The organism is Actinosynnema sp. NPDC059335, assembly GCF_042752395.1.
Classification (GTDB): Bacteria; Actinomycetota; Actinomycetes; order Mycobacteriales; family Pseudonocardiaceae; genus Actinosynnema.
Genome location: NZ_JBHYXZ010000170.1, coordinates 1 through 11,030 on the forward strand (window position 1 = coordinate 1; position 11,030 = coordinate 11,030).

Here is an 11,030-nt window from a genome sequence, read left to right on the forward strand (position 1 = left end):
TGTAGTGTTTTTATCTGTCACCCTGTTTCCGGGTCGTCCCGCCCCGCCTGTCCCGGGGGGCGGGGCATCGCCGCTGTCTGGCATAGGAGCCATCAGTGACCAAGCCCAGCGCCACACCCGTCCTGATCACGGTCACCGGACCGGACAAGCCCGGGGTGTCCTCGGTGCTGTTCGCGGTGCTGACCAGGCACGGCGTGGAGATCCTCGACGTCGAGCAGGTCGTCATCCGCGGCCGGTTGGTGCTCGGCGTGCTCGTCTCGGCCGAGCACGACCCGGAAGGGCTCCAGGAGGCCGTCGAGCAGGCCATGGCCACGGTGTCCATGCAGGTCGAGGTGGAGATCGGCGCGGACTCCCGGCGGACGGCGCGACTGGAGTCGAGCCACGTGCTGATCCTGCTCGGCCGCCCGGTCACGGCCCGCGCGTTCACCGAGGTGGCGCGGCGGCTGGCCGCGCTCGGGGTGAACATCGACGCCATCCGGGGCGTGGCCGACTACCCCGTGACCGGTCTGGAGCTGCGGGTGTCCGTGGCCGCCGACACGCCCGAGAGCGACGCGCAGCTCCGCTCGGCGCTCGCCGAGGTGGCGGTGCGCGGCGGGCTGGACGTCGCGGTGGAGCGGGCCGGGCTGACCCGGCGGGCCAAGCGGCTGGTGGTGTTCGACGTCGACTCCACGCTCATCCAGGGCGAGGTGATCGAGATGCTGGCCGCGCACGTCGGGGTGGAGCCGCAGGTCAAGGAGATCACCGACGCGGCCATGCGGGGCGAGCTGGACTTCACCGAGTCGCTGCGGCGGCGGGTGGCGCTGCTGGAGGGCCTGGACGAGGCCGTGCTGGACGAGGTCGCGGCGTCGCTGGAGCTGACGCCCGGCGCGCGCACGACCGTGCGCACGCTGAAGCGGCTCGGGTTCCGCTGCGGCGTGGTGTCCGGCGGGTTCACCCGGGTGATCCGGCGGCTGGTGGACGAGCTGGGGCTGGACTTCTGCGCGGCCAACGAGCTGGAGGTCGTCGACGGCAGGCTGACCGGCCGCGTCGTCGGCGAGGTGGTGGACCGGGCGGGCAAGGCCGAGGCGCTGCGGCGGTTCGCCGACGAGCAGGGGATCACGCTCGCCCAGACGGTCGCCGTCGGCGACGGCGCGAACGACATCGACATGCTCGGCGCGGCCGGGCTGGGCATCGCGTTCAACGCCAAGCCGGCGTTGCGGGAGGTCGCGGACACCGCGCTGTCGCACCCGTTCCTGGACGCGGTGCTGTTCGTGCTCGGCGTGACCCGGGCCGAGGTGGAGGCCGCGGACGCGGCGGACGGTCTGGAGCTGAACCGGCTGTGAACCCGATCCTGCGGATGCTGGTGGACCGGCACTACGCGACCGACGAGGAGGACCCGGCGTCGGTGCGGGCCATGCCGGTGGTGCTGCGGATCGAGCGGTCCGCGCCGCCGTCCCGGACCGACGTGCTGGAGGCCGCCGCGGCCGCCGCCATCGCGGTGTGCCTGGACGAGCGCGCCCTGCCCGGCGGCGAGTGGCACGACGAGCTGGTGGCGTGGGTGCGCGGCCGGATCCGGAAGGTGTCGCGGCGGGCGCGGGGCGCGCACTGGGAGGCCGTGCAGGCGTTGCCCGGCGTGACGATCACGGTCGGCGGCGCGTCGGTGCGGGCGTTCGTGCCGGGGCGGGTGGCCGACCTGCCGAAGGAGCTGAGCCGGTTGCAGATCTCGGGCAGCGAGCTGCCGCCCGACACACCCGGCCCGGTGCCCGCCGGCGCGTACGAGCTGTGGCTGAACCCGCGGGTGGAGATGACGGCGGGCAAGGCGGCGGCCCAGGTCGGGCACGCGTCGATGCTGCTGGCGCCGCACCTGTCCGAAGCGGAGCTGAAGGAGTGGGCCGCGCTGGACTACCGGTGCGCCGTCCGGACGCCGTCGGCCGCGGACTGGGACGCGCTGGTGGCGCGGCCGGACGTCGTGCTGGTGCGCGACGCCGGGTACACGGAGGTCGCGCCCGGCACCGCGACGGTGGCGGTCAACGTTTGATCCGTCGCATATGCGGCAATCATCCCCGGCGTGGGCCTGTTGGACGTGCTCGACGCCAAACTCGGCGACGGACTGGAGAGCGTGCTGTGCGCGCACCACGCCCGGCGGTTGCGCAAGCTGGGCTGGGGCGAGGCGTTCGCGGGGGAGGCGGGCTGGTGGGCGCCCCGCCGCCCGGTGCGGACGGGCAACCGGGTCGAGGTGCTGGTGGACGGGCACGAGGTGCTGCCCGCCATCGAGTCGGCCATCGCGTCCGCGCGCAAGTCGGTGCACCTGGCGGGCTGGTGCGCCAGCCCGGACTTCCGGCTGACCCGTGAGCCGGGCTCGCCGACGCTGCGCGAGCTGCTGGCGTCGGCGGCGGAACGGGTGCCGGTGCGCGTGCTGCTGTGGGCCGGGCCGCCGGTGCCGATGTTCGAGCCGACGCGCAAGCGGGTGCTGGCGAGCAAGCGCGAGTTCGTCCGCGACAGCGCGGTGCGGTGCGAGATCGACGCGCGGGAGCGGACGCTGCACTGCCACCACGAGAAGATCGTCGTGGTGGACGACGAGGTGGCGTTCGTCGGCGGCATGGACCTGACCGCGGTCGAGGGCGACCGGCACGACAAGCCGTCCCACCCGGTCCGCCGGCCGCTGGGGTGGCACGACATCGGCACCCGGCTGCGCGGCCCGATCGTCGCGGACGTCGCCGAGCACTTCCGGCAGCGCTGGCAGGAGATCGCGGGGGAGGCGCTGCCGCCGGTCGCGCCGCCCGCGCCGGCGGGCTCGTCGTCGGCGCAGCTCGTGCGGACGATCCCGGAGCGCACCTACGACTTCATCCCGCGCGGCGAGTTCAGCCTGCTCGACTCGTACCTGCGGGCGTTGCGCTCGGCGGAGCGCCTGGTCTACCTGGAGAACCAGTTCCTCTGGTCGCCGGAGGTGACGGAGGTGCTGCTGGCGAAGCTGCGCACCCCGCCGCACCCGGACTTCCGCGTCGTGCTCGTGCTGCCGCGCAAGCCCAGCAACGGCGCCGACACGACCCGCGGCCAGCTCGGCCGGCTGCTGGACGCCGACGACGGCAACCACCGCCTGGTGGCCGCCACCCTCGCCTCGCACGACGGTGACACGTCGTCCTCGGTCTACGTGCACGCCAAGCTGGCGATCGTGGACGACCGCTGGCTGAGCGTCGGCTCGGCCAACCTGAACGAGCACTCGCTGTTCAACGACACCGAGGTCAACGTCGTCACCGACGACCCGGCCGTGGCCCGCGACGCCCGCCTGCGCCTGTGGGCGGAGCACCTGCAACGCCCGCTGTCCGACGTCTCGGGCCCGGCGCACGAGGTCGTGGACACCCTGTGGCGCCCCACCCTGACCTCGCCCGGCAAGCACCGCCTGACCGCCCTGCCGGGCGTCTCCCGCCGCGCCGGCCGCCTCCAAGGCCCCCTGCGCGGCCTCCTCGTCGACGGCTGACCCCCGCGTGTCCTACGTTCAGAACGCGCGTGTCCTACGTTCAGAACGCGTGAGTCGTACTTTCAGAACGCGTGAGTCGTACCTTCAGGACACCTGAATTCAACGCTCGGAACGCGCCACCTGCGGAACCACCCGTCACTTGCTCGCCGCGTCGAGGCGCTTCAACGCCGCCCGCACGACCTCCGGGTCGTACGTCGTCCAGAACGGCGGCAGCGAGGCACGCAGGAACCCGCCGTAACGGGCCGTCGCCAGCCGCGGGTCGAGGATCGCCACCACGCCCTTGTCGTTCATCGACCGCAGCAGCCGCCCCGCGCCCTGCGCCAACAGCAACGCCGCGTGCGTCGCCGCCACGGTGAGGAACCCGTTGCCACCCCGCGACTCCACGGCCTTCTGCCGCGCCGACGCCAACGGGTCGTCCGGCCGCGGGAACGGGATGCGGTCCATCACGACGAGCTGCAACGCCGACCCCGGCACGTCCACGCCCTGCCACAGCGACAGGGTGCCGAACAGGCACGTCCGCGCGTCCTCGGCGAACCGCTTCACCAACTGCCCGGTGGCGTCGTCACCCTGGCACAGCACCGGGTACTCGACCTTGCCCCGCAACGCCTCCGCCGCCGCCTTCGCCGCGCGCATCGAGGAGAACAGCCCCAACGTGCGCCCGCCCGCCGCGTTGACCAGGCCCTCCAGCTCGTCCACATAGGACGGCGGCAGCCCGTCGCGCCCCGGCGGCGGCAGGTGCCGCGCCACGTACAGGATCCCGCTGCTGCCGTGCTCGAACGGCGAGCCGACGTCCAGCCCCTGCCACCGCGGGCCGCCCAGGTCCGACGGCGGCTCCTTGTCCGTCGCCGTCCCCTCCGCCTTGCGCGCCGCGGACGACGTCGGCAGGCCCCACTGCCGCGCCAACGTGTCGAACGTGCCGCCCAGCGTCAACGTCGCCGACGTCAGGATCGTGGTCCGCTTCCCGAACAACCGCTCCCGCAGCAGCCCGCCGACCCCCAACGGCGCGACCCGCAGCGACGGCGGCTTGTTGCGGTCCGCGAAGTCGCCCGACACCCACACCACGTCGTGGTCGTCGTCGAACGCCTCCAGCATCCGCGTCGCGCAGTCGTGCACGTCGTCCAGCAGCGACAACGCCAGCTTCCGCGACGTCGCGCCGTCCACGTCCTCCTTGCGCTCCGGCCCCAGCGACGTGATGCACGCGTGCGCCGCGTCCTTCGTCGCCCGCAACGCGCCGGCCAACGCCTGCGGCAGGCTGTCGAGCCGTCCCGGCGGCAGCTCCTCCAGGATCATCGCCAGGCCGTCGCTCGCCTCGGCCATCCGGTCGGCCACGCCCTGGTCGATGAGCCGCCCGCACCGCCGCGCGGCCGTGGCGACCAGGGACGCGCTCAGCTCCTCCGTGGCCACCGACGTGACGCGGTCGACCAGGTCGTGCGCCTCGTCGATCACCACCACGTCGTGGTCGGGCAGGACCTGGTAGCCCTCCAGCGCGTCCACGGCGAGCATCGCGTGGTTGGTCACCACGACGTCCGCCTTGCCGGCCTCGGCACGGGCCTTCTCGGCGAAGCAGTCCGTGCCGATGGGGCACTTGTTCACGCCCAGGCACTCACGCGCGGTCACCGAGACCTGGCGCCACGCCTGGTCCGTGACGCCGGGCACCAGCTCGTCGCGGTCACCGGTCTCCGTGTCGGACGACCACTCGTGCAGGCGCTTGATCTCGCGGCCCATCTTGGACACCGCGAAGGGGTCGAACAGGCCGGCGTCCTCGGGTTCGTCGGGCGCGCCCGTGTGCAGGCGGTGCATGCACAGGTAGTTGCGGCGTCCCTTGAGGATGGCGAACCGCGGCTCGCGGCCCAGCTCCTTGCGCAACGCCTTGGCGAGCCGGGGCAGGTCGCGGTCCACGAGCTGGCGCTGCAACGCGATCGTGGCGGTGGAGATGACGACCGTGGACTCCTCGGCGACCGCGTGCCGCAGGGCCGGGACCAGGTAGGCGAGCGACTTGCCGGTGCCCGTGCCCGCCTGGACGGCCAGGTGCTCGCCGGTGCGGATGGCGCGCTCGACCGCCTCGGCCATCTCGACCTGGCCCTGCCGTTCGGCTCCGCCCACCGCCTCCACGGCGACGGCGAGCAACGTCCTGGTGTCGGGGATCGCGGTGGTGGCGGGCACGGCGAAGACCGTACCCGCCCGCCCCGCCACCGTGGTCCGGACACCCCAAGGCGTCCTGAGCGTTGAACTCGGGTGTCCTGAACGTAGGACACACGCGTTCTGAACGTAGGACTCACGCGTTCTGAAGGTAGGACTCACGCGTTCTGGAGGTTGGACACGCGCGTGGTCAGTGGTCGAGGGCGACCTCGCCGGTGGTGCGCTCGGTGTTCCGGCGGGTCTTGGCCCAGCCGTTGCGGCCACGCGCCAGGCGCACGACCGCCCGCCACGACGTGATGTAGAAGGTGTAGATGTAGAGCGCGTACACCAGGCCGTACGAGAAGGCCCGCGGCCAGGTGGTCGAGGGTTCGCAGCGGAGCCGGTACACCGGACCCCACAGGACGAACGGCAGCAGGCCGAACATCCCGTACACGGTGAACAGGACCCACGCGCCGTCGGCGAACCACGCCCACACCTCGCCGGGCGCGGTCGCCACCCGGTGCCCCAGCAGGACCACCGGCACGGGGTAGACCAGCGTCCCGAGCAGCTGCATCCACGGCTGGGCCAGGTAGTACATGATCTCCGCCGCCCCCGCGGTCGACAGGTGCGGCGAGTCCCAGATCCGCCGCACGTACCGCAGGCACTGCATCGTCCCCTGCCCCCACCGCGTCCGCTGCGCGAGGAACCGCCGCAGGCTGTACAGCCCCTCCTGCCGCACGTGCGTGTCCATCGTGAACCCGGTCCGCCACCCGGCGGTCAGCAGGTGCACCCCCAGCTCGAAGTCCTCCAGCAACGACCCCCGCCACGGCCGCCCGGCCGGTCCCGCGACCGCGTCCAGCGCCGACAGCCGGGTGAACTGCCCGTTGCCGCCCAGCGAGATCGTCCCGGTCACGCCCCGCGACAGCTGGATCGCCGCGATCGCCGTCCGGAACTCCAGGTCCTGCATCCGCACCAGCAGGTCGCCGAGCAGCCCACGCCACCGCGGCACCCCGGCCTGCCGCACGCCCGCGTTCACCATCCGCACGTCCACCTGCACCGCGCCCACCGCCGGGTCGCCGAACAGGTGCGCCGCCGCGCACACGTCCAGGCAGTTCGGCGCGGGCCGCCCGTCCGCGTCGACCACGACGACCACCGCGCGGTCGGCGTCGGCGTGCCGCCCCATCCACAGCTTCAACGTCCGGTACGCGTCGTTGAGCGCGTCGCCCTTCCCGGTCCGCGCGTACGGCCGACGCCTCCGCACGAGGTGGGTGTTCCGGTCGTCGCCGAACCCGCGCACGACCGCCGCCGTGCCGTCGTCCGAGTCGTCGTCCACCACCCACACGTGCGCGATGGGGAACGTCGTGCGCAGATAACGCACGGTGTCGCCGATGACGGCTTCCTCGTCCCGGCACGGCACCACGAAGTGCCACTCGAAGTCGGCGGCCGACCCGACGGCCCCCGGCCGGTACCGCAGGTACGGCACGACGATCAGGAACACGTACGTCAGGAACGCGACGCTCATCGTCAACGCCAGCGCCTGCGTGAACCCCAGCAGGACGTCCAGGCTCATCGCCGCGTCGCCAACCACACGAACGCCACCAGCGCCGCCGCCCCGCCGAACACGCTCACCAGCGAGCCGAGCAGCGTGTGGCCCCAGTGGTAGCCGGTGTCCACGCCCAGCCACCCGACCAGCGCCACCAACGTGAGCACCCGCAGCTGGTTGACCACGACCACCGCCACGACGGCCACCGCCAGCGCGAACAGCACCCGCCGCGTGATCCGGGGCCGCAGCGCGATCATCACCGCGCCCACCGCGAGCAGCGGCACGACCAGGAACGCCGACGTGCACTCCGGCGTCATCCGCAGGCCGAGCGGCGCGTCGGAGCCGAGCCCGAAGTAGACGGTCTGCCGAGCCGTCACGACCTCCACGCCGTCGACGCCGATCAGGCCGAGCAGGAACCCGGACAGCACGACCTCCGCCGTGCGGTAGGCACGGTGAGCTACCACGAGGCCGGCGGCGGCCACGACCAGTGCGGCGACGATCACCCGGTTGAGGTGTTCGGTGCGGGGCACGGCAAACGCCACTGGACGAATCCTTTCCTTCGATCGGGGATCGCCCGATAGGGGCTGCGTGGTGGTCATCGGACGCCCGTCCGGCGAACCTCACCCCCGGAACGTGTGACAAGTCGCGGCGAATTGAGGTGGCAGACCCACGTTCGGTGGGTGCAGTTGGGCGAAACGAGTGGACAGGCTCCCCCTTTACGGTCAGCAACCCTTAATCCGACGGACGTAAAGCCGATAGGGGCATTTGCCTGACAAACCGTTGTGCGAAAGGAGTTCCATGCGTGTCCGAATGACACGTCTCGCCCCCGCGGCCGGACTGGTCGCCGTCGCGGCGATGCTGCTCGGCGCCGCGCCCGCCTCGGCGGCCCCCGGCGACGCCTCCTCGTACGGGGCCCGGCTCGACCTGGCGCTGCCCGTCGGCGGCGCGGTGACGGCCGGCCCGTTCGCCGCCGCCACCGCGGACGGCCCCACCACCAACACGTTCGCCGGCCTGGACGTGCCGCAGGTCGTCAAGAGCGGCGTGCTCACCACGTCCGCCTCGCGCGACGACAAGACCGGCGCGGTCACCTCCCGCGCGAGCACCGCCGACGTCCGGCTCGACCTGCTCCGGCTCGCCCTCGGCGACGTGTCCGCGGAACTGGTCGAAGCCGAGTGCTCGGCCACCCAGAAGGGCGTCACCGGCACGTCGACGCTCGCGGGGCTGCACCTCGGCCGGCTCGGCGGGCTGGAGGCCGAACCCGCCGCCAACACGACCGTCGACGTCGACCTCCTCGGCGTGGACGTGGCGAAGCTCGTGCTCAACGAGCAGGTCCGCAACCCCGACGGCAGCCTCACCGTCAACGCCTTCCACCTCACCCTGACCGGCGGCGAACTCGGCGGCGGCGACCTGGTGCTGTCGTCCGCGACCTGCGGCCCCGCGGGCCTGCCCATCCCGATGGCCTCGGGCGCGGGCCTGTGGATCGGCCTCGGCCTGCTCGCCCTGTTCGGCGTGCCCGTCGGCGCGGTGGCGCTGCGGCGCCGGCACGACCTCGCGGCGGTCTGACCGTGTACCGGGTCCCCGGCAGTGGAGTCGCGGTCGGCACGGGAGTCGGCTCGTTGGCCGCCACCGGCGCCGGAGTCGCGTGGTGGGTGGTGGCCGGTGTGGTGTTGCTGGTGGCCGGCCTCTTCCTGACCCACGCGTTCCGCAGGCGACGAGCGACAGCCGACGAGTAGCGCGCGTGCGCCCCGGAGCGCGCCCGCCCCCAGGCGCGCCCCGGGGCGCCGCACCCCATGGTCACCAGAGGAAAGGAGCAAGGTGAAGGAAGTCGTGCTGCTCGCGGGCACCCGGCCCGAAGCGGTGAAGATCGCACCGGTCGCGCTGGCGCTGGCCGACCACCCGGTGCTCCGGCCCGTCATCGTCCACAGCGGACAACACGCCGGCATGGTCGAGCAGGCGCTGGGCGCGTTCGGGCTCTTCGTGGACGTGGAGCTGGACGTGCCGCGGACCACCGGGGCGCAGGCCGAGCTGCTGGCCCGGCTGATCGCGGAGCTGGACCGGTTGCTGCGCAAGCGCGACCCGGCCGTCGTCCTCGTGCAGGGCGACACGACCACCGCGCTGGCGGGCGCGCTCGCCGCGTTCTGGCGCGGCATCCCCGTGGCGCACCTGGAAGCGGGCCTGCGCACCGGCGACCTCGCGGGGCCGTTCCCCGAGGAGGGCACCCGGCAGATGATCGCCCGGATCGCCACGCTGCACCTCGCGCCGACCGACGACGCCGCCGCCGCGCTCGTGCGCGAAGGCGTCGCCGACCACCGGATCGTGGTCACCGGCAACACCGTGGTCGACGCCGTGCAGCGGGTCGCCGCGGCCGACCGGCCCGCCCGCGACCCGGACCTCGCACGGCTGGAACGCGCGCTCGACGAGGGACCCGGGCGGCTGGTGCTGGCGACCGTGCACCGGCGGGAGTCGTGGGGCGAGCCGCTGGGACGCGTGCTGCGCGCCGTGCGGTCCATCGCCGACCGGCACCCCGACGTGCGCGTGCTGGCGCCGGTGCACCCGAACCCGCGGGTGCGCGCGGCGGCACGGGCCGTGCTCGGCGGGCACGACCGGATCGTGGTGACCGAACCGTTGGCCTACTCCGACCTCGTGCGCGCGTTGCGCCGGTCCGCGCTGGTGCTCACCGACTCCGGCGGCATCCAGGAGGAGGCGCCGACGTTCGGCGTGCCCGTGCTGGTGCTGCGGGACACCACGGAACGCGTCTCCGCGGTCGAGGCGGGCGGCGCGTGGCTGGTCGGGACCGACCCGATCCGGATCGTGGCCGAGGCGGGCTGGGTGCTCGGCGCGCGGCTGCGCCTGCCGCTCGGGCACAACCCGTTCGGCGACGGGCGGGCCGCGGCCCGCGTGCGCGGCGCGTTGGAGCGGCTCGTGGGGCTGCCGAACGACTTCTCCGCGGCGCCGCTGCCGGTCCGCATCCCGTGCTGACGACGGAAGGACCATCACTCGATCAGGTATCGGTCGTCCACGGCCGGGTGATGTGGCGGTCCGGATCATCGGCTCGTGGCCGTGACGGTTCGATAGTCCTGTCGTTCCGGAGAAGCAGGAGGACGACACGATGAAGCAGATCGGGGCACGCCGGGTCGGCGCCGTGGTCGCGGCGCTCGCTCTCGGCCTGGCCGTCGCCGCGCCGCCGGCGTGGGCGGCCAACCCGGCGGGGGTGGCGTCGGTGGGCTCCGCCGACTTCACCAAGGACGGCACCAGGGTGACCGTGCCGCCGCTCGCGCCGTGCTCGGTGCACGGCCCGACGTCCGGCTCGACCGAGGCGGTGGCGCGCACGGGCGTCCGGTTCGGCGCCGGCTCCTCGTCGTGCACCACGGCGGTGGTGGACCCCGGCAGCGGCACGACGCGGTCGACGTCCGAGGCGGTGGGCACGGAGTTCGAGCTGTCGGCGCTGGTGTCGGCGGGCGGGCCGCGGCTGCGGGTGGCCCGGTGGAAGATCACCTGCGTGGGCACCGAGTCGGGCACGACCGCGGGCTGGGCGGCGGACGGCCTGCAGGGCTTCGCGGGGCTGCCCGACGAGATCCACCCGAACTACGTGCACGAGGTCAAGGCGGGCGACGGCACGGTGCTGGCGACCGCGACGTTCGGCGAGACCATCCCGCCGAACCCGAACGACGGCAGCATCGGGATGAACCTGCTGCACCTGCGGTTCACCGACGCCTCCGGCGTGACCGGCGACGTGGTCCTGGGCGCCACCGCCTGCTCCCCCACCCCCTGACCCACGCGTGTCCTACGTCCAGAACGCGTGTGTCCTACGTTCAGAACGCGTGAGTCCTACGTTCGGGACACCCGAGTTCAACGCTCGGAACACGCGACCCGCGCGTCCGGACGCCCCGGCGGCCATGCCCCGGGACGTCC

General features: G+C 73.4%; 10 protein-coding genes. 7 read left to right on the forward strand and 3 right to left on the reverse strand.

Translation table 11 applies throughout. The features are described 5' to 3' along the window. Positions 1 to 95 precede the first annotated feature (95 nt). From serB to ACFXGA_RS34225, 3 genes are read left to right on the forward strand one after another with little or no spacing between them, the layout of a single operon-like run. On the forward strand, positions 96 to 1,322 hold the full coding sequence (gene serB, locus ACFXGA_RS34215) for a phosphoserine phosphatase SerB (RefSeq protein WP_378095248.1): 1,227 nt from the start codon (positions 96 to 98) through the stop codon (positions 1,320 to 1,322). A 14-nt stretch (positions 1,323 to 1,336) separates the two neighbouring features. Further along, on the forward strand, positions 1,337 to 2,017 hold the full coding sequence (locus ACFXGA_RS34220; RefSeq protein WP_378095277.1) for a peptidyl-tRNA hydrolase: 681 nt from the start codon (positions 1,337 to 1,339) through the stop codon (positions 2,015 to 2,017). 30 nt (positions 2,018 to 2,047) lie between these two features. Next, on the forward strand, positions 2,048 to 3,457 hold the full coding sequence (locus ACFXGA_RS34225; RefSeq protein WP_378095250.1) for a phosphatidylserine/phosphatidylglycerophosphate/cardiolipin synthase family protein: 1,410 nt from the start codon (positions 2,048 to 2,050) through the stop codon (positions 3,455 to 3,457). A 135-nt stretch (positions 3,458 to 3,592) separates the two neighbouring features. Here the strand turns inward: ACFXGA_RS34225 and ACFXGA_RS34230 are convergent, their stop codons facing one another. The 3 genes from ACFXGA_RS34230 to xrtP form a co-directional block, all read right to left on the reverse strand. Beyond that, the gene (locus ACFXGA_RS34230; protein WP_378095279.1) at positions 3,593 to 5,527 is read right to left on the reverse strand and encodes an ATP-dependent DNA helicase; all 1,935 of its coding nucleotides are present in this window, start codon (positions 5,525 to 5,527) and stop codon (positions 3,593 to 3,595) included. 259 nt (positions 5,528 to 5,786) lie between these two features. Then, on the reverse strand, positions 5,787 to 7,145 hold the full coding sequence (locus tag ACFXGA_RS34235; protein WP_378095252.1) for a glycosyltransferase: 1,359 nt from the start codon (positions 7,143 to 7,145) through the stop codon (positions 5,787 to 5,789). Further along, on the reverse strand, positions 7,142 to 7,660 hold the full coding sequence (gene xrtP, locus ACFXGA_RS34240; RefSeq protein WP_378095254.1) for an exosortase P: 519 nt from the start codon (positions 7,658 to 7,660) through the stop codon (positions 7,142 to 7,144). The genes ACFXGA_RS34235 and xrtP overlap by 4 nt, the downstream gene beginning before the upstream one ends. Before the next feature lie 268 nt (positions 7,661 to 7,928). Here xrtP and ACFXGA_RS34245 point away from each other — a divergent pair, with 268 nt between their 5' ends. From ACFXGA_RS34245 to ACFXGA_RS34260, 4 genes are all read left to right on the forward strand, one after another. Further along, positions 7,929 to 8,681: a choice-of-anchor P family protein gene (locus ACFXGA_RS34245; protein WP_378095256.1), complete on the forward strand. Its 753-nt coding sequence runs from the start codon at positions 7,929 to 7,931 to the stop codon at positions 8,679 to 8,681. 2 nt (positions 8,682 to 8,683) lie between these two features. Beyond that, a complete protein-coding gene (locus ACFXGA_RS34250) occupies positions 8,684 to 8,851 on the forward strand; it encodes an LPXTG cell wall anchor domain-containing protein (RefSeq protein WP_378095258.1) in 168 nt (55 codons plus the stop codon). 82 nt (positions 8,852 to 8,933) lie between these two features. Then, entirely contained in the window at positions 8,934 to 10,097 is a 1,164-nt protein-coding gene (wecB, locus tag ACFXGA_RS34255; protein WP_378095260.1) for a non-hydrolyzing UDP-N-acetylglucosamine 2-epimerase, read from the forward strand. A gap of 130 nt (positions 10,098 to 10,227) precedes the next feature. Then, complete coding sequence (locus ACFXGA_RS34260) at positions 10,228 to 10,890, forward strand: hypothetical protein (protein ID WP_378095262.1); 663 nt, start codon at positions 10,228 to 10,230, stop codon at positions 10,888 to 10,890. Positions 10,891 to 11,030 lie beyond the last annotated feature (140 nt).

Bases quoted from the DNA above. Each gene is read 5' to 3' on its own strand.
- ACFXGA_RS34260 (WP_378095262.1), top strand. From the start codon at position 10,228: ATGAAGCAGATCGGGGCACGCCGGGTCGGCGCCGTGGTCGCGGCGCTC.
- ACFXGA_RS34230 (WP_378095279.1), bottom strand. From the start codon at position 5,527: ATGGCCGAGGCGGTCGAGCGCGCCATCCGCACCGGCGAGCACCTGGCC.
- ACFXGA_RS34220 (WP_378095277.1), top strand. From the start codon at position 1,337: ATGCTGGTGGACCGGCACTACGCGACCGACGAGGAGGACCCGGCGTCG.
- ACFXGA_RS34245 (WP_378095256.1), top strand. From the start codon at position 7,929: ATGACACGTCTCGCCCCCGCGGCCGGACTGGTCGCCGTCGCGGCGATG.
- ACFXGA_RS34235 (WP_378095252.1), bottom strand. From the start codon at position 7,145: ATGAGCCTGGACGTCCTGCTGGGGTTCACGCAGGCGCTGGCGTTGACG.